The sequence below is a fragment of the Streptomyces sp. Wb2n-11 genome, from assembly GCF_001049855.1.
Taxonomy (GTDB): Bacteria; Actinomycetota; Actinomycetes; order Streptomycetales; family Streptomycetaceae; genus Streptomyces; species Streptomyces altiplanensis.
Genome location: NZ_CVPB01000001.1, coordinates 1,177,772 through 1,195,324 on the forward strand (window position 1 = coordinate 1,177,772; position 17,553 = coordinate 1,195,324).

The following is a 17,553-nucleotide window of genomic DNA, read 5'->3' on the forward strand; positions in this document are numbered from 1 at the left end:
GGACGAGGGCCGGCGTCATGGACCCGGCAACGCGGTTGCGGCCCCGGCACGACCGCGCGCTCGGGAACCGCATGGCCCGGTCCGCCGCCGCCACCGCGGGTGCGGGGCTGCGGACCGAGGAGATCGGCCCCTGGCTCGCCGAACGCCGCGGGGCCCACCGCTTCCAGGTCGACCGCATTCCGTTCGCCCGGTTGGACGGCTGGTCGTTCGAGAGGACGACGGGCGACATCAGGCATCGCACCGGCCGGTTCTTCACCGTCGAGGGCCTGCACGTGAAGGTCTCCGAGGGGCCGGTCCGGGAGTGGCACCAGCCGATCATCAGGCAGCCCGAAGTCGGCATACTGGGCATCCTGGTCAAGGAGTTCGACGGTGTCCTGCACTGCCTGATGCAGGCCAAGATGGAGCCGGGCAACCCCAACCTCCTCCAGCTGTCGCCCACCGTGCAGGCCACCCGGAGCAACTACACGAAGGCGCACAAGGGCGCCGATGTGAAGTACGTCGAGTACTTCACCGAGCCCGGCCGGGGCCGTGTACTGTCGGACGCGCTCCAGTCCGAACACGGCTCGTGGTTCTTCCGCAAGAGCAACCGGAACATGCTCGTCGAAGCCCTCGACGACGTGCCGCTCGACGACGACTTCTGCTGGCTGACCCTCGGGCAGATCGGCGAGCTGCTGCGCCGGGACAACGTCGTCAACATGGACGCCCGTACCGTTCTGGCCTGTGCCCCGTTACCCGCCACGGACGCCTACGCGCTGCACTCCGACACGGAGCTGCTCTCCTGGTTCACCGTGGAACGCGCGCGCCACGACGTGTCGGCGGAGCGGGTCCCCCTCGCAGGCCTGACCGGCTGGGTCCGCGACGAGCACTCCATCCGCCACGAGGCCGGACGGTACTTCGACGTCGTCGCGGTCGCCGTCCAGGCAGGCAGCCGCGAGGTCACCGGCTGGACCCAGCCGCTGATCGAGCCGCGCGGAACGGGTGTCACGGCGTTCCTCTTCCGCCGCTTCGGCGGCGTACCGCACCTGCTGGTGCACGCCCGTGTCGAGGGCGGGTTCCTCGACACCGTCGAACTCGGCCCCACGGTCCAGTACACACCGGAGAACTACGCCCATGTGACGGGCTCCGCCCGTCCGCCCTTCCTCGACACCGTGCTCGGCGCGGACCGGTCCAGGGTGCGCTACGAGGCACTGCACTCGGAGGAGGGCGGCCGGTTCCTCAACGCCCAGAGCCGCTACCTCTTCGTCGAGGCCGACGAGCACGAGGCTCCGCTCGACCCTCCTGCGGGCTACCGCTGGGCGACACCGGGCCAGCTGACCGGGCTGCTCCGCCACAACCATTACCTCAACGTCCAGGCGAGGACCCTGCTGTCCTGCCTGACCACGGGAGCGGTGCGGCTCTGATGGAACCCGTACGCATCGGCGTCCTGGGCTGCGCCGACATCGCCCGGCGCCGCATGCTGCCCGCGATGACGGCCTGCCGGGACGTCGACCTCGTCGCGGTCGCCAGCCGGCGGGAAGCGGCGGCGGCCGAAACCGCGAGCCGTTTCGGATGCCGGCCCGTGCACGGCTACGCGGCGCTTCTCGAACGTCCGGACGTCGACGCCGTCTACGTCCCGCTGCCGGCCGCCCTGCACGCCCGTTGGACGCGGGCGGCCCTCGACGCAGGCAAGCACGTCCTCGCCGAGAAGCCGCTCACCACCGACCCCGGGCTCACCGAGGAACTGGTCGCACTGGCCCGGAGCACCGGACTGGTGCTGATGGAGAACGTCATGTTCGTCCACCACTCCCAGCACGCGGCGGTACGCCGGCTCGTCGCGGACGGCGCGATCGGTGAACTGCGGTCCGTGCACGCCGCGTTCGCCGTGCCCCGGCTGCCGGCGCACGACATCCGCCACCGTCCGGAACTCGGTGGCGGCGCGCTCCTCGACACCGGCGTCTATCCGCTGCGCGCCGCCCTCCACCACCTCGGTGAGGACCTGCGGGTCGTGGGCGCCACCCTCACCAGCGCGGCGGGGCACGCGGTCGACACCGCCGGCACGGCGCTGCTGACCACCCCGGAGGGCGTCGCCGCCCAGTTGTCGTTCGGCATCGACCACGCCTACCGCTCCGCCTACGAGATCTGGGGCAGCGAGGGCCGGATCACGGTCGACCGGGCGTTCACTCCCCCCGCCGGCCATGTGCCCGGGGTACGTCTGGAGCGCCGGTCCGGCACCGAGCAGGTGCGGCTGGCACCGGACGACCAGGTCCTGCGCACGGTGGAAGCGTTCGCCGGCGCGATACGTACCGGAGCGGATGCCGCCGGAGTGTCCGTACGCCAAGCCGTGCTGCTGGACGAAGTGCGCCGGCACGCGATGCGGTACTGACCGGGCCCGCCGCCCCGTCACGACGTCGCGCCGCGGGCGGCCGTCCCCCGGTGCGGTCGTCGGGGCGGCGGCCTCGTCCGGCGTTCCGGGGATCCTGGCGGCCCGGCGCCCGGCTGTGCCCCAGCCGCCGCGCTCCTCTTCCGCACGCGCTTCGGCTCGGTACGGAACCCTCCCGCCGGGCCGGGGTGACGGCCGCCCACGCACTGGGCTTCCAGGGAAGGACGCCGCTCGGCGCCCTCCTCGCCGGCAGTCTCAGCGAACGCTTCAGGGCATGCCGGTCCGCCTCTTCGACCTCAACCGAAGTCGAGGTTCCAGGGTGCTGGAGCGGGCAGTCCCCGGCAAGACAACAGAAGATGAACCGACCATGGTCCTCGTGACCGGTGCGACCGGAAACATCGGAAGCGCTCCCCTGGAAGGGCTGCACAGGGACGGCGTGCGGCCCCTGCGGGGACTGACCCGTGACGCCGCGCGGGCCGGGTTCCCCGACGGCGTGGAGGCGGTGGAGGCGGACCTGGCCCGGCCCGCGGCGCTCGGGAACGTGTTCAGCGGCGTGGAGGCGCTCTTCCTGGTGACGGGGATCTGCACCGAGGCAGCGGTGGTGCGCGCCGCCCGGCGGGCAGGAGTACGGCACGTGGTCCTCGTGTCGTCGATCACGGCCCAGGCCCACCGGCGGATGACCCCGTTCCTCGGGGCGCGGACCGCGGCCGCGGTGCTCGACCCGCTCGGCGACGACGTCAACGACGAACTGCTGAAGGTGCGCGGCACGGTCGAGGAGATCACGGGGTCCCCCGGCCGTACCTTCCGGCAGTGGGCGACGGAGAACGCGTCAGCGTTCGGCCCCGCATGAGGGCCGGCCGAGCCTCGCGGCAAACGCCCCGCAGGCCCGGTCGTCGAAGAGGGCGGACCCGGCTTGCCCGCTCCGGGCCCGTCGGCGACGCGCAAGGACTCGCGGTGGCGGGGCTCCGGCGGGGAGGAACCGGCGGCGCCGGCGTGCTGTTCGGCGGTGTCACCGCGCCCCGGCGTGACGGCTGACCGTCACGGGCCGGTCCTCCCGGAACGCAGCCGCCGCCAGACCGCCTTCGCCGCGTTGTGCCCCGACATCCCGTGCACGCCCGGTCCCGGCGGTGTCGCGGACGAGCAGATGAAGACCGCCGGATGCGGCGTCGCGTACGGGAAGAGGGACACCTTCGGCCGCAGCATCAGCTGAAGTCCCGTCGCCGCGCCGCACGCGATGTCCCCGCCCACGTAATTGGCGTTGCGCTGCGCGAGCTGCGGCGGCCCGGCGACGGCGCGCGCGAGCACCCGGTCGCGGAAGCCGGGCGCGAAGCGCTCGATCTGGCGCTCGACGGCCCCCGTCAGGTCGCCGTCCCAGGCGTGCGGGACATGCCCGTACGCCCAGAAGACGTGCTTGCCCTCCGGAGCGCGGGAAGGGTCGACCAGGCTCGGCTGAGCGGTGATCAGGAACGGTGTCCCGGGAGCTGTGCCGCTCGCCGCCTGCTTCAGCGCGGTACCGATCTCCCGGCTGCTCGGCCCGACTTGGACGGTGCCGGCCCGCCGGGCCTCCTCGGCCGTCCAGGGCACCGGCCCGTCCAGCGCGTAGTCGATCTTGAACACACTCGCGCCGTACCGGTACTTCTCGTACGTCCGTCCCAGACCGGCGATGCGCGCCAGCGCGGTGGGCGAGGTGTCGAAGACGTACGCGCGCGCGGGCGGCAGGTCGTCCAGCCGCTTCACTTCGTATCCGGTGTGCACCACGCCGCCGAGATCGCGCAGGTACGCCGCGAGCGCGTCCGAGATCGACTGCGACCCGCCGCGCGGCATCGGCCAGCCGCCGGCATGCGCGGCCAGCGCGAAGACCAGTCCCACCGCGCTCGTCGCGAGGCCGCCGAGCGGCGCGATGACATGCGCGACGAGCCCGGCGAAGAGCGCCCGCGCCCTGTCGTCCCGGAACCGGCGCATCAGCCAGGTGCTGGGCGGCAGTCCGTCGACGCCGAACCGGGCCAGGGTGACCGGATCGCGCGGCAGCGCGCTCAGCGGCAGCGACATGAAGTCCCGGGCCAGCGTGTCCCACTTCCCCGCGTAGGGCGCGACCAGCCGCCGGTACCTCCCGGCGTCGTGCGCGCCGAAGGAAGCGGCGGTCTCGGCGACCGACCGCGACAGCACCGCGGCGGTGCCGTCGTCCCACGGGTGGGCCATGGGCAGTTCGGGATGCAGCCACTCCAGCCCGTACCGGTCCAGCGGCATGGCCTTGAAGGCCGGCGATCCCGCGCCGAGCGGGTGTACGGCGGAGCAGGGGTCGTGCCGGAACCCGGGCAGCGTGAGCTCCTCGGTCCTGGCGCCTCCCCCCACGGTGTCCAGTGCCTCGAACAACTGCACCGAGAAGCCCCGGCGGGCGAGTTCGACAGCGGCGGTCAGTCCGTTGGGCCCCGCCCCTACGACGACGGCATCGAGCATCGACGGCACCTTCGGACTCCTTCGTCAGCCGATGGCCAGAAGCCTCGGGATGTTCGGCCTCAGGATATTCCCGGCTCCGGGGGCGGGGACGGCGGGAGGGGGACAGCCCCCGGCACCGCTCCCGCCGGCCCCGGCGCCCGGCGCCGCCCCACCGCTACGCTCCGCCCCTCAGAAGTCCGGCCACCCGCGCGACCGTGGCCGCGTCCCGTCCGGCCGTGAACGGCAGGGCGTTGCCCCCGACAGCCGGAACCGCTCCCCCGCCACCGTCGTGTGCGACCCGCCGGCCTCCTCGACCAGCAGCAGCCCCGCCGCGTGGTCCCAGGCCAGCTCCCAGGAGAACGCCACCGCGTCCAGGTCGCCCCGCGCCACCGCGAGGTACTCCAGCCCGGCCGACCCGCAGGGCCGCGCGTCGACGCCCTTGACGTTCAGCCCGAGCAGCGCCGCCTTCTGCTGCTCCGTCGTGAAGTCGGGGTGCGAGGTGGCGACCCGCAGCGTCGCACCCGTTCCCGGCACCCCCGCCCGCAGCGCCTCGCCGTTCAGCCGTGCCCCGCCGCCCCGCACCGCCACGGCCATCTCGTCGAGCACGGGCGCGTACGTCCACGAGGCGAGCACCTCGCCCCGGTGGGCGAGGGCGACCAGCGTGCAGAACCCCGCCTCCCCGCGCACGAACTGCCGGGTCCCGTCCACCGGGTCCACGATCCACACCGGCGCGTCGCCCCGCAGCGCGTCGTACACCGCCGGGTCCTCGTGGACCGCCTCCTCCCCCACGACCACGGAACCGGGCAGGAGCCGGGTCAGGGACGCGGTGAGGTGCTCCTCGGCCTGCCGGTCGGCAATGGTGACCAGGTCGTGCGGCCCGGTCTTCTCGACGATCTCGTGCGCGGCGAGCTGCCGGTACCTCGGCAGGATCTCGGCGGCAGCCGCCTTGCGCAGGGCCTCTTCGACGTCGGGCAACTTGTCATCGATCATCATGCTTCCAGCAAAGCACGACCCGCTGACAACACCGACAACCCGTGGTGCCGTCACCGCCCGACCGCGTAACCCTGCATTCCCCTGGGGTTCGCCGCGGCGGACAGCACGCCCGTCTCCGGGTCCCGCGCGACCGCGCACAGCCGCCCCTCCGACCACGGCCCGCCGACCGTCACGTCATGGCCGCGACGCCGCAGCTCCTCGACGACGTCCGCGTCCATGCGCGACTCGACGGTCACGCTGCCCGGCCGCATTCCGCGCGGATAGAAGGAGCCGGGAAAGGAGTCGTTGTGCCAGTTGGGCGCGTCGATGGCCCCCTGCAGGTCGAGACCGCCCCGCACCGGGGGCGCCCCGAGCGCGACCGCGAGGAAGAAGTGGAGCTGCCACTGGTCCTGCTGGTCGCCGCCGGGCGTACCGAAGGCCATCACCGGCACCCCGTCCCGCAGTGCGAGGGAGGGCGTCAGAGTCGTGCGCGGGCGCCGTCCCGGCGTGAGCGTGTTCGGCAGCCCCTCGTCCAGCCAGGCCATCTGGAGCCGCGTGCCGAGCGGGAAGCCCAGCTCGGGAACGACCGGGTTGGACTGGAGCCAGCCGCCGCTCGGTGTGGCCGCGACCATGTTGCCCCAGCGGTCGACGACGTCCAGGTGGCAGGTGTCGCCACGGGTGGTGCCGTCCTTGGCGACGGTCGGCTCACCGGCGCCCGCCGCGGCCGCGGCGCCTGTGGCGTCGGAGCCCGGCTCCCCGGCTGCGACGGCGAGCGCGTGCGCGCCGAGCACGGGCGTACGCCCGTCCGGGCTGCCGGGCCGCAGCTCCAGCGACGCCCCGTCCCCCACGAGGGCGCGGCGCTCGCTGTTGTACGACGCCGAGAGCAGCGCGTCGACCGGCACCTCGGCGGCGTCGCCGTACCAGGCCTCCCGGTCGGCCATCGCCAGCTTGCACCCCTCGATGAGCAGGTGCACGTACGCGGCGGAGCCTTGGGCGGGCAGTTCGGGCGGCAGCAGCGCGAGTTGCTGGAGGAAGGCGGGCCCCTGGCTCCAGCCGCCGGCCTTGCACAGCGTCCAGCCGTTCCAGTCGTACGTGGCGGGCGCCTCGTACGTCGCGGACCAGCCGGCCAGGTCGGCCGCGGTCAGCGTCCCCGTGTGCCGGGCGCCGCTGGTGTCCAGCGTGGGGCGGGCGGCCTGCCGGACCAGCGCCTCGGCTATGAACCCCTCGCGCCACACCGCACGCGCGGCGTCGATCTGCGCCGCGCGGCCGGTGCCGCCCGCCGTCTCCGCCTCGGCGATCACGCGGCGCCAGGTGGCGGCGAGGGCGGGGTTGCGGAAGAGCTCGCCCGGAGCGGGCACCCTGCCGCCCGGCAGGTACACCTCGGCGGACGAGGTCCACTCCTCCTCGAAGAGCGCGCGCACGCTCTCCACGGTCTCGCCGACCCGCTCGACGGGGGCGTGCCCGTCCTCGGCGTACCCGATGGCGTACCGCAGCACCTCGCCGAGCGACTTGGTGCCGAAGTCGCGCAGCAGAAGCATCCACGCGTCGAACGCCCCCGGCACGGCGGCGGCCAGCGGCCCGGTGCCGGGCACGAGGCCGAGCCCCAGGGCGCGGTAGTGGGCGGCGCTCGCGCCCGCCGGCGCGGTTCCCTGCCCGCAGAGCACCCGCACCGGTGCGCCCGCCGGCGCCAGGATGATCGGCACTTCGCCCGCGGGCCCGTTGAGGTGCGGCTCGACGACGTGCAGCACGAAGCCGGCGGCGACGGCGGCGTCGTAGGCGTTGCCGCCGTCCTCCAGGACGGCCATCGCGGACTGCGAGGCGAGCCAGTGGGTGGAGGACACCATGCCGAAGGTGCCCTGGAGGGTGGGGCGGGTGGTGAACTGCATCTCTCACCTCGCTGTTCGGGCCGCCGGCCGGTCCCGTCGGCCCTCAGGATCCGCTGAGTTCCGGTGATCCGGAAGGAGCCGGTCTCGTGGGTTTTCCGGCACGGGGCCGCGGGTGTGTCCGTTCCGGCCACGGCGATCGCGCAGCCGAGGGCCCCCGGCTGCCCGCGGTGTCACGGCCGCCGTCCCGTGCCGCCGGCCGCCGCCGGGGTCAGGCGGACGCCGTCCCGGGGGACGGCCCGCTCGCGGCGGAGAGCGCCTGCTTCTCCGCCCGGCGCAGGAGCGCCGCCGCGAACAGCCCTCCGAGGAGCACCGCCGCCGCACCGGCCAGCTGGCTGGTCTCCACGCCGGAGGCGAAGGCGTCCGTGATCCGCTGCCGTTCGTCCTCGGAGCCGGCCGCGCCCAGAGCTGCCGGGAGCGAGGCCGCCGAGACCGGTATGAGCGCGGCGAAACGGGAGTTGAGCACCGCGCCGAGGACGGCGACACCGAGGCCGTTGCCGAACTCCGTGACGGTGCCCTCGATCCCGGCGCCGATGCCCGCCTTCTCGCGCGGTATCGCGTTCAGGACCGCCACCGCCATGGCCGGGTTGGCAAGCGCGCAGCCCATGCCCATCAGGACCAGTCCGCCGAGCATCGCCCCGTATCCGAAGCCCCGCGCGCCCAGCACCGCGACGGCCGCCAGGCCGGCCGCGAGCAGTCCCATGCCGAGGGCCACCGAACCGGGGATGCCCAGGGCGCGGCTCGCGCGGGCGGCGACGCCGGTGAAGTTCAGCAGGACCACGGTCAGGGCGAACGGGGCCGTACGCAGCCCCGCCTCCAACGGCTCGTACCCCAGCACGAACTGCAGCTGCTGCGTGAGCAGATACAGGGCTCCGCCGCTGCCGAAGGTGATCAGCAGTGCTCCGGTGACGGCTCCGGTGAAGGTACGGTTCCGGAAGAACCCGAGGTCGAGCATGGGGTGCGGGGTGTGGTGTTCCCACCGTACGAAGGCGGTCGCGGAGACGGCGGCGAGGACGGCGCCCACGAGGACCGGGCCCGAGGTCCAGCCGTGCTCGGGCCCCGCGATGACGACGTAGACCACGGACGCCATGCCGACCGTGGACAGCAGCGCGCCCGGGAGGTCGGGCCGGGCGCTGCGCGGGGCGGTGCTCTCCGGCACGAGGATGCCGGCCGCGACCACGCCGAGCACCACGACCGGCAGGTTGACCAGGAAGAGCGCCCCCCACCAGAAGTGGGCGAGGACCACTCCGCCGACCAGCGGCCCGGCGGCGAAACCCAGTGCGTTGACGGCTGCCCAGATGCCGATGGCCCGGACGCGTTCCGGCTCGGGGAAGACCTGGAGCGCCACCGCGAGCGTGGTGGTCAGCAGCAGCGCCGCCCCCACCCCCATCCCGGCCCGGGCGGCGATCAACTGGCCGGTGGTCTGGGCGATTCCGGCGGCCAGCGAGCCGAGGCCGAACAGCACCAGTCCGGTCAGGAGCATCTTCTTGCGGCCGTAGCGATCCGCCGCGCCGCCCGCGGTGAGCAGCAGGCCGGACTGGACGAGCGCGTAGGAGTTGATGATCCACTGGATGTCGGCGGCGGAGGCGCCCAGGTCCCGGGTGAGGGTCGGGACGGCGACGTTGAGGATGGTGTTGTCGAGGATCACCACGAGCTGCGCCAGACAGATCACGCCCAGGATGAGCCAGCGTCTGGGGTGCCCCTGGTCGCTGTGGGGCGTCTGCTCGGTCATGGCTGTCATGGAACTCCCTCGACGATTACTTAGGTGAGCCTAACCAACCTTGCCGGGATGTCGTGCACCAGGTCCGGTTCCGCCCCCGCGGACGCGGTGCGGCTCCGCCTCGACCCCGAGGAGTGAACGGCGGGGTGTTCCCCGGGCGTACGGCGTGGGCAGCCACTGGTTCGGGCCGGTCGGCGGACCGGTACCGCCGTATCCGTACCGACCACCCGCCTCCCGGGAGCGAGCAATGACAGCGGACCGTCACGGGCAGCGCATGAGCCATACCGGCGCCGACGCCCTCCTGAGGTACGAACAAGCCGTCGATGACCTGCTCTTCTTCCGGCCGCGCGTTCTCGACACGGCCAAGTCGGTGCTCGCGGCGTCGCCCCGGTCCGTCATGGGGCACGTCTTCCTCGCCTATCTCGGGGTACTGGGCACGGAGCAGAAGGACGCGGCCGCGGCACGATCGGCCCTGCTCCGGTACCGGTCCGGCCTCGACGAGGACGCGCTGACACCACGCGAACGCACGCACCTCGCCGCCGCGGCCGCCTGGCTCGACGGTGACCTCCACGGCGCCGGCGCCCTGCTCGGCGACCTCACGGCCGGCCACCCCCACGACGCGCTGGCGCTGTTCGCCGGCCACCAGGCCGACTTCCTCACGGGCGACGCCCGACGTCTGCGGGACCGCGTCGGCGGCGCGCTCGGCGCCTGGGACGAGGACGACCCGCACCGCGGCCCGCTGCTCGGCATGTACGCCTTCGGCCTGGAGGAGAGCGGGCACTACGAGCGGGCGGAACAGGTCGGCCTGGCAGCCCTCGCCCGTCACCCGCACGACGTCTGGGGCATCCACGGCGTGGTGCACACGTACGAGATGCGCGGCCGCTTCAAGGACGGAGTCCGCTTCCTCGACGCCCGCAGCGGGGACTGGGCGAACGGTACGCTCCTCAGCGTTCACAACTGGTGGCACTACGCCCTGTTCGCGCTGGAATCCGGTGACACCGCCCGCGTGCTCGACATCTACGACGCCTCCCTGCACCACGAGGGCTCCTCGGCCGTGGCGATGGAACTGCTGGACGCCTCCGCCCTGCTGTGGCGGCTGTACCTCGCGCAGAACGACCAGAGCGCACGGTGGAACCGGCTGGCCGACGCCTGGGAGAGCCGCGGCGACGGAGCCCACTACGCGTTCAACGACGCCCATGCCGTCATGGCTTACGTGGGCGCCGGCCGCATCACGGGAGCCGAGCGCCTGGTGCGGGACCGGCAGGGGTGGGTGGCCGGGGCAGACCCCCGTGTCTCCAACCGGGACATGACCGCGGAGATCGGCCTCCCGGTCTGCCGGGCGCTGATCGCTTACGGGAAGGGCGAGTACGACGGGGCGGTGGACCTCCTGCTCCCGGTCCGCGACCGGCTCGGTGAGTTCGGCGGCAGCCACGCCCAGCGGGACGCCGTCCAGCGCACCCTCGTCGAGGCGTCCTTGCGCGCCCGGCGGACGGACCTCGCGCGCACGCTGCTGAGCGAACGCATCCAGCTGCGCCCGGTCTGCCCGTACAACTGGTCGGCGCAGGCCCGCCTCGAGGAGGCCCTCGGCGATCCCGTACGCGCCGCGGCCTCCAGGGAGCGCGCCGCCGCCCAGGCGTCGGCCTGATCCCGGCTCAGCGGGTACGCGCGGCGCGTGACGTTCCCCTGCGGGCGGGGGGACGTCACGCGTACGGGTGCGCGTGCGGGAGCGGGCACGGCGGCACTCCAGGGCGCGAGGCGGGAAGGCGGCGCCGCGCGGCGGACGGGTCCGGTGGCGGGAGGCGTCGGCGTACGGGCGCGGGATGTGCCACGACTATGCGTTCCGGGCGCCGGCCCGCCCACCCCCGGGGCGATCCGATTTTCGGATGCCGTTGATCCAGGGCGTGGATACCCCCGTGGTTCCGGGTCCGGAGCACCGGATGCGGGCGGGGTGCGCCCGTCGCGGGGCGTGCCTCACATCCGGTGCGTGTCCGCCAGCCGCCTGCCGACCCGCGCGGCCGTCTCACGCAGCCAGATGTGGGCCGCGTCGTGCGTGTGCACCGGATGCCACCACAGCGCCTCGCGCAGGGGCACGGCCTCGTACGGCGGCTCCAGTACGCGAACGGCGGCGAGCGGTGCGAGGAGCCGGGCCAGACGCGCCTGGACCAGGGCGACGCGCCGGGTGCCCGCCACCAGCAGCGGCAGCAGCTGGAAGCTGTCCACGGAGACCTCCACGCGCGGCTCGACGCCCAGCATGCCGAGCTGGCGTACGGCCGGGGCGTCGTAGGTCCGCTGGTAGGTGACCCACGGCAGCCGGGCCAGGTCCTGCCGGGTGATCCGGTCGACGACGCTCGGGTGGTCGTCCGCGACGAGGAAGACCCAGCGGTCCTCGTAGAGGTCGGTGGCGGGGAAGTCGCTGATGACGCCGTGCGGCATGAGCAGGCCGTCGGTCGCGCTCAACAGGGTGGCGGTGTCGTCCACCACCGTGGGCGGCGTCTGGGTGAAGCGCAGCCGGATGCCGGGGGCCTCCTCGTGCACGACCCGGGCCAGTTCGGCGCCGAAGACGGCGACGGCGTAGTCGGACGCCACGAGCCTGAACTCGCGGCTCTCCTTGTCCGGGTCGAAGTCGGCCTGGCTGGCGAAGAGGCGTTCCAGCACGTCGTAGGCGGTGGAGGTGCGGTCGAGGAGGACCTGCCCGAGAGCGGTGAGCTCGTAGTGTCCGCCGACCCGGGCGAGCAGGTCGTCGTCGAAGTGGCGGCGCAGGCGGGCCAGGGCCGCGCTCATCGCGGGCTGGCTGAGCCCGACACGCTGCCCGGCGCGGGTGACGTTGCGTTCCTCCAGGAGGGCGCGCAGGGCGACGACGAGGTTGAGGTCGAGGCGGGACAGGTTCACGGGACTTCCCCCTGGCGGTACGGCACCGAACAGGGAGGAATAAACACGGTGGATGCCGACCATCCACAGAATCTATTTCCCTGATCGGAGGTGGTGGGTCCAGATTAGTCACACCGCAACCAGGAGGACATGTCCGTGAAACCCGAATCCGCGTCCGCGCTCTTCGCCGGCCCCTTCGCCCTTGGCACCCTCTCGGCTCCGGACGGGCCGGCCTTCCCCGCCCTCGTCACCCCCGACGCCCAGGTGCTCGACCTGGAAGCCGCCTTCGACGACGAGCGGTTGACGGTCCGGAGCCTGCTCGACCGATGGGAGACGGCTCTGCCACGGCTGCGGACGCTGGCCGGTGGGAGCGGCCTCGAACGGAAGCCGCTGGCGGACTTCCGGGTGCACGCGCCCGTCGAGCCGCGGCAGGTGTTCCAGTCGGGGGCGAACTACCGGCAGCACGTGATCGACCTGCACATCGCGCACCGGGACCCCGCCGACGACCGCTCCGAGGAGGAGCGGCGCGCCGAGGCGGCGGAGATCATGGACCGGCGGGCGGCCGAGGACCTGCCGTACGTGTTCATCGGCCTGCCGAGCGCGATCACGGGTCCGTACGACGACGTCGTGCTGCCCGCCCGGGCCGGGAAGCCGGACTGGGAACTGGAGCTGACGGCCGTGATCGGCCGGCCCGCGTACCGGGTGTCCGTCGAGGAAGCCCTGCGCTGCGTCGCCGGCTACACCATCGCCAACGACCTCACCGACCGCGCCACCGTCTTCCGGCGGGATATGCCCCAGATCGGCACCGACTGGCTGCGCTCCAAGAACGCGCCCGGCTTCACCCCGCTCGGCCCCTGGATCGTGCCCGCCGAGTCGGTGGCCGACCCCGACGACCTGCGGCTGACGCTGACGCTGAACGGCGAGACCATGCAGGACGAGTCCACCAAGGACATGATCTTCAACGTGGCGCGCATGGTGGCGTACGCCTCACAGACCGCCCGGCTGCTCCCCGGCGACCTGGTGCTGACCGGCTCCCCGGCCGGCAACGGCATGCACTGGGGCCGGCTGCTGCGCGACGGCGACGTCATGGAGGGCTCGATCACCGGGCTCGGTGCCCAGCGCACCCGCTGCGTGGCGGAGGTGGCCCGGTGACGCTGGACCGCACCGACCCCGAGGGGTCGATCGCCCGGACCGCGAAGGCGTACTCGAACTGGGGCCGCTGGGGCGAGGACGACGTGCTCGGCACGCTCAACTTCCTCGACGAGGCCAAACGCCGCGAAGGTGCCGCACTGATCCGGCGGGGCGTCAGCTTCTCCCTCTCCCAGCGCTTCGACATCAACGGCCCGCAGAAGGGCTGGCGGCGGCGGACCAACCCCGTCCACACCATGCTCGACACCGGCACCGACGCCGCCCTCGGCAACCAGGGCCTGCCGCACGGCATCGGCGGCGCCGACGACGTGATCGCCATGCCGTTGCAGTGCTCCACCCAGTGGGACGGGCTCGGCCACATCTTCGACCACGGCAAAGCGTGGAACGGCCGTCCGGCCGAGCAGGTCGTCACCTCCGACGGCGACCTGGTCACCGGCATCGAGCACATGGCCCCGCACGTCGCCGGACGCGGGGTGCTCCTGGACGTCGGCCGGGTCGTCGGCGAGGACGGGGAACTGCCGGACGGCTTCGCGATCACCGAGGAGCACCTGGCCGCCACCGCCGAGGCCCACGATGTGCGGGTGGGTCGCGGCGACATCGTCCTCGTCCGCACCGGCCAGCTCGCCCGGGTGCGCCGCGACGGCTGGGGCGACTACGCCGGCGGTCCCGCGCCCGGTCTGTCCTTCACCACCGCCGGCTGGCTGCACGGCACGGAGATCGCCGCGATCGCCACCGACACCTGGGGCTTCGAGGTGCGGCCCAACGAGTTCGAGCACGCCTTCCAGCCGCTGCACCAGGTCGCCATCCCCCACCTCGGGCTGCTCATCGGCGAGATGTGGGACCCGGACGCGCTCGCCGAGGACTGCGCGGCCGACGGCGTGTACGAGTTCTGGCTCACCGCCGCCCCGCTGCCCATCACCGGGGCCGTCGGCTCCCCCGTCAACCCGATCGCCGTCAAGTAACCAGTGGAACGAGGGAGTTCCCCATGAGCGAAGCCCGTAAAGTCCTGGTGATCGGCGGGGGTGCGGCCGGCAATGCTGTCACGATCCTGCTGCGCCGCGCCGGCCTCACCGTGGACCTGATCGAGGCCAAGGACGACTGGAACGTCACCGCCGGCTCCGGCATCACCCTCCAGGGCAACGCCCTGCGCGTCCTGCGTGAACTGGGTGTCTGGGAACAGGTGCGGGAGTCCGGCTTCGGTTTCGGCTCGGTCGGTATCACCGCCCCCGACGGCACCGCCCTGCACGTCGCCGAGGATCTGCGCACCGGCGGCGACGACCTGCCCGCCACGGTCGGCATGCAACGCCCCCGGCTGCAGCAGATCCTGACCGACGCCGTCCGCGCGAGTGGAGCCCGCGTACGTCTGGGCACCAGGGTGGAAACGCTGGAGCAGGACGCCGACGGCGTGTCCGTCCGCCTCAGCGACGGCGCCGAGGACCGCTACGACCTGGTGATCGCCGCCGACGGCCTGGGCTCCGCCACCCGCGCGGCGATCGGCATCACGGTCAGACCCGAGCCGACCGGCATGGCCATCTGGCGCGTCACCGCCCCGCGCCCGGCCGGCGTGGTGCGCACCGACCTCGCGTACGGCGGCCCGGCCTACATCGCCGGGTACTGCCCCACCAGCGACACCACCCTGTACGCGTACGTCGTCGAGGCCAACCGCGACCGCGCCTCGATACCCGCCGGTTCCCACGCCGACGAGATGCGGCGCCTGGCCTCCGCGTACGGCGGGTTCTGGCCGGAGATCACCGCGCACATCACCGACCCGGCGAAGGTCAACTACACCTGGTTCGACCGGATGCTGGTGGAGGGTTCCTGGCACCGCGGCCGGGTGGTCCTCGTCGGCGACGCCGCCCACTGCTGCCCGCCCACCCTCGCCCAGGGCGCCGCCCTGTCGCTGGAGGACGCGTGGGTGCTCGCCCGGATGCTGTCCGGCGCCGGGCAGTGGGACGACGCGCTGCTCCAGGCGTACTACGAGCGGCGGATCGCACGCGTCCGTCCGGTCGTGGAGGCTTCCGTGCAGATCGGGCAGTGGCAGCTCGACGGCGTCCGCGACGCCGACGTGCCCGGCCTGATGGCCCGCACCATGACGATGCTCCGGGAGCTGCCGTGACCGCCCGCCCGTCGCCGACCGTCGACGTACACGCCCACGTCCTGCTGCCCGAGGTCGAGGCGCTGGTGGCGGACCTGCCGGGGCTCGCCGGGGCGAAGGCGCTGGACGCCCGCCGCAACGGCCCCGCCGCCCTCGCCGTCAGCGGCCCCATGGTGCGCGAACGCGTCCCCCGGCTGACCGACGCCGCCGCACGCCTGGCCGCGATGGACGCCCAGGGCGTGGACGTCCAGCTGGTCAGCCCCTCCCCCTCGCACTACCACTACTGGGCCGACAAGGAGACGGCCGAGAAGGTGTACCGGACCGCCAACGAGGTGACGGCCGCGCACTGTTCGGCCGCCCCCGACCGGCTGCGCGGGCTGGGACTCGTACCCCTCCAGCACCCGGACCACGTGGTGCGCGCACTCGACCACGCCCTGACGCAGGGGCTGTCCGGCGTGGAGATCTCCAGCCACGCACCGGGGCGGGAACTCTCCGACCCGGCCTACGCGCCTTTCTGGGCGCGGGCCGAGGAGACGGGCGCGATCGTCTTCCTGCACCCGTTCGGCTGCACGCTCGACGAGCGCCTCGACCAGTGGTACCTGTCCAACACCGTCGGCCAGCCCACCGAGAACGCCGTCGCCCTGTCCCACCTCATCTTCTCCGGCGTGCTGGACCGCCACCCCGGCCTGAAGCTGATCGCGGCGCACGGCGGCGGTTACCTGCCCACCCACATCGGCCGCTCCGACCACGCGTGGTCGGTCCGCTCCGACGCGGGCGCCGGCTGCGCGCACCTGCCGAGCAGCTACCTGAAGCGGCTGTACTTCGACTCGCTCGTCCACGACCCGTACGTACTGCGCGAGCTGGTCCGGGCCGCCGGCCCCGACCGCGTGCTGCTGGGCTCGGACTTCCCCTTCGACATGGGCACCGAGGACCCGGTGGCCGTCCTGCGCGCCGCGCGTCTTCCCGAGTCCGACTTCGACGCCGTACGCGGCGGCAACGCCTGCACCCTGCTCAACCTCGCCCTCGCCTGAGGAGGAACCCGTCATGAACGCACGTCTGCTCACCCATCTGCGGCACGTCGACCTCGCCGTGCCCGACTACGACAAGCAGCTCGACTTCTACGCGGGCGTCTGGGGCCTGACCAAGGTCGCCGAGGACTCCGGCATCTCCTTCCTGGCCGCCGAGGGCAGCCCGGAGCAGTACGTCGTACGGCTGCGCGAGGCCGAGGAGAAGCGCCTCGACCTCGTCTCCTACGGCGCCGCGAACCCCACGGACGTCGACACCCTCGCCGAGCGGCTGCTCGCGGGCGGCGTCCAGCTGATCTCGCGGCCGGACACCGTCGACACCCCCGGCGGCGGCTACGGCTTCCGGTTCTTCGACGTCGACGGCCGCACCATCGAGGTCTCCGCCGACGTCGAGGTGCGGCAGCACCGCAAGATCGAGGAGAAGGAGGCCATCCCGGTCAAGCTCTCCCACGTCGTGCTCAACTCGCCCGACCTGAACCGCACCCGTGAGTGGTACGAGCGCCACCTCGGCTTCGCGCTCAGTGACACGCTGTCCTCGCCCCGCATGGGCGAGGTCATGCACTTCATGCGGATCAGCAGCCGACACCACTCCATGGCCATCGCCCAGGGCCCGCACACCGCCCTGCACCACGTCTCCTTCGAGATGCGCGGCATCGACGAGTACATGCGCGGCTCCGGCCGCGTGCTGCGCGCCGGTTTCCGCAAGATCTGGGGACCGGGCCGGCACATGGCGGGCGACAACACCTTCACCTATTTCCTCGACCCGCACGGCAACACCGTCGAGTACACGACGGAGCTGGAAGAGCTCGACGAGGACACCTGGCACCCGCACGTCTACGACTTCTCCCAGCCCGAGGTCACCGACCAGTGGGGCACCGCCAACCCCATGAACGAGCTGATCGCGAAGGAGTCCTTCAACGACGTCGACCGCGGCGTGTTCGTCGCCCCGCCGGTCTGACCACTCCCCGAACCCCGGGGGCGCGGCACTCCTGTCAACGCCCTGACTGCCGCCGCGCCCCCGGCCCGGGACCGTGATCCGCTGGTCC

General features: G+C 73.1%; 13 protein-coding genes and 1 pseudogene. 9 read left to right on the forward strand and 5 right to left on the reverse strand.

What is annotated here, in order from left to right; translation table 11 throughout:
- The first annotated feature begins 17 nt into the window (after positions 1-17).
- From BN1555_RS05195 to BN1555_RS05205, 3 genes are all read left to right on the forward strand, one after another.
- On the forward strand, positions 18-1,400 hold the full coding sequence (locus tag BN1555_RS05195; protein WP_093803197.1) for an NDP-hexose 2,3-dehydratase family protein: 1,383 nt from the start codon (positions 18-20) through the stop codon (positions 1,398-1,400).
- The gene (locus tag BN1555_RS05200) at positions 1,400-2,362 is read left to right on the forward strand and encodes a Gfo/Idh/MocA family protein (RefSeq protein WP_093798286.1); all 963 of its coding nucleotides are present in this window, start codon (positions 1,400-1,402) and stop codon (positions 2,360-2,362) included. Before BN1555_RS05195 ends, BN1555_RS05200 begins: the two co-directional genes overlap by 1 nt.
- Positions 2,363-2,726: 364 nt before the next feature.
- Complete coding sequence (locus BN1555_RS05205) at positions 2,727-3,209, forward strand: SDR family oxidoreductase (RefSeq protein WP_093798287.1); 483 nt, start codon at positions 2,727-2,729, stop codon at positions 3,207-3,209.
- A 188-nt stretch (positions 3,210-3,397) separates the two neighbouring features.
- Here the strand turns inward: BN1555_RS05205 and BN1555_RS05210 are convergent, their stop codons facing one another.
- From BN1555_RS05210 to BN1555_RS05225, 4 genes and pseudogenes are all read right to left on the reverse strand, one after another.
- Positions 3,398-4,825: a phytoene desaturase family protein gene (locus tag BN1555_RS05210; RefSeq protein ID WP_093798288.1), complete on the reverse strand. Its 1,428-nt coding sequence runs from the start codon at positions 4,823-4,825 to the stop codon at positions 3,398-3,400.
- A gap of 145 nt (positions 4,826-4,970) precedes the next feature.
- A pseudogene (locus BN1555_RS05215) lies at positions 4,971-5,785 on the reverse strand (inositol monophosphatase).
- Between the two features lie 53 nt (positions 5,786-5,838).
- Positions 5,839-7,653 (reverse strand): gamma-glutamyltransferase family protein, encoded by a 1,815-nt coding sequence (locus BN1555_RS05220; protein ID WP_093798289.1) that lies wholly within the window; start codon positions 7,651-7,653, stop codon positions 5,839-5,841.
- A gap of 208 nt (positions 7,654-7,861) precedes the next feature.
- Complete coding sequence (locus tag BN1555_RS05225) at positions 7,862-9,391, reverse strand: MFS transporter (protein WP_093798290.1); 1,530 nt, start codon at positions 9,389-9,391, stop codon at positions 7,862-7,864.
- 226 nt (positions 9,392-9,617) lie between these two features.
- Here BN1555_RS05225 and BN1555_RS05230 point away from each other — a divergent pair, with 226 nt between their 5' ends.
- On the forward strand, positions 9,618-11,015 hold the full coding sequence (locus tag BN1555_RS05230; protein WP_093798291.1) for a tetratricopeptide repeat protein: 1,398 nt from the start codon (positions 9,618-9,620) through the stop codon (positions 11,013-11,015).
- 326 nt (positions 11,016-11,341) lie between these two features.
- On the opposite strand, the gene BN1555_RS05235 is transcribed toward BN1555_RS05230, so the two are convergent.
- Entirely contained in the window at positions 11,342-12,259 is a 918-nt protein-coding gene (locus tag BN1555_RS05235; protein ID WP_093798292.1) for a LysR family transcriptional regulator, read from the reverse strand.
- A 129-nt stretch (positions 12,260-12,388) separates the two neighbouring features.
- Between BN1555_RS05235 and BN1555_RS05240 the strand changes: the two genes are divergently transcribed.
- The 5 genes from BN1555_RS05240 to BN1555_RS05260 are packed head-to-tail and all read left to right on the forward strand — an operon-like array spanning position 12,389 to position 17,465.
- Positions 12,389-13,390: a fumarylacetoacetate hydrolase family protein gene (locus tag BN1555_RS05240; protein ID WP_093798293.1), complete on the forward strand. Its 1,002-nt coding sequence runs from the start codon at positions 12,389-12,391 to the stop codon at positions 13,388-13,390.
- Positions 13,387-14,349, forward strand: coding sequence for a cyclase family protein (locus BN1555_RS05245; RefSeq protein WP_093798294.1), 963 nt, complete (start codon positions 13,387-13,389; stop codon positions 14,347-14,349). The genes BN1555_RS05240 and BN1555_RS05245 overlap by 4 nt, the downstream gene beginning before the upstream one ends.
- Before the next feature lie 23 nt (positions 14,350-14,372).
- Complete coding sequence (locus tag BN1555_RS05250) at positions 14,373-15,503, forward strand: FAD-dependent oxidoreductase (RefSeq protein ID WP_093798295.1); 1,131 nt, start codon at positions 14,373-14,375, stop codon at positions 15,501-15,503.
- Positions 15,500-16,513, forward strand: coding sequence for an amidohydrolase family protein (locus tag BN1555_RS05255; protein WP_093798296.1), 1,014 nt, complete (start codon positions 15,500-15,502; stop codon positions 16,511-16,513). The genes BN1555_RS05250 and BN1555_RS05255 overlap by 4 nt, the downstream gene beginning before the upstream one ends.
- A gap of 13 nt (positions 16,514-16,526) precedes the next feature.
- Positions 16,527-17,465, forward strand: a complete 939-nt coding sequence (locus BN1555_RS05260; protein ID WP_093798297.1) for a VOC family protein — start codon at positions 16,527-16,529, stop codon at positions 17,463-17,465.
- The last annotated feature ends 88 nt before the right edge of the window (positions 17,466-17,553 follow it).

Bases quoted from the DNA above. Each gene is read 5' to 3' on its own strand.
- BN1555_RS05205 (WP_093798287.1), top strand. From the start codon at position 2,727: ATGGTCCTCGTGACCGGTGCGACCGGAAACATCGGAAGCGCTCCCCTG.
- BN1555_RS05220 (WP_093798289.1), bottom strand. From the start codon at position 7,653: ATGCAGTTCACCACCCGCCCCACCCTCCAGGGCACCTTCGGCATGGTG.
- BN1555_RS05260 (WP_093798297.1), top strand. From the start codon at position 16,527: ATGAACGCACGTCTGCTCACCCATCTGCGGCACGTCGACCTCGCCGTG.
- BN1555_RS05240 (WP_093798293.1), top strand. From the start codon at position 12,389: ATGTCCGTGAAACCCGAATCCGCGTCCGCGCTCTTCGCCGGCCCCTTC.
- BN1555_RS05225 (WP_093798290.1), bottom strand. From the start codon at position 9,391: ATGACAGCCATGACCGAGCAGACGCCCCACAGCGACCAGGGGCACCCC.
- BN1555_RS05195 (WP_093803197.1), top strand. From the start codon at position 18: ATGGACCCGGCAACGCGGTTGCGGCCCCGGCACGACCGCGCGCTCGGG.
- BN1555_RS05200 (WP_093798286.1), top strand. From the start codon at position 1,400: ATGGAACCCGTACGCATCGGCGTCCTGGGCTGCGCCGACATCGCCCGG.
- BN1555_RS05230 (WP_093798291.1), top strand. From the start codon at position 9,618: ATGACAGCGGACCGTCACGGGCAGCGCATGAGCCATACCGGCGCCGAC.
- BN1555_RS05250 (WP_093798295.1), top strand. From the start codon at position 14,373: ATGAGCGAAGCCCGTAAAGTCCTGGTGATCGGCGGGGGTGCGGCCGGC.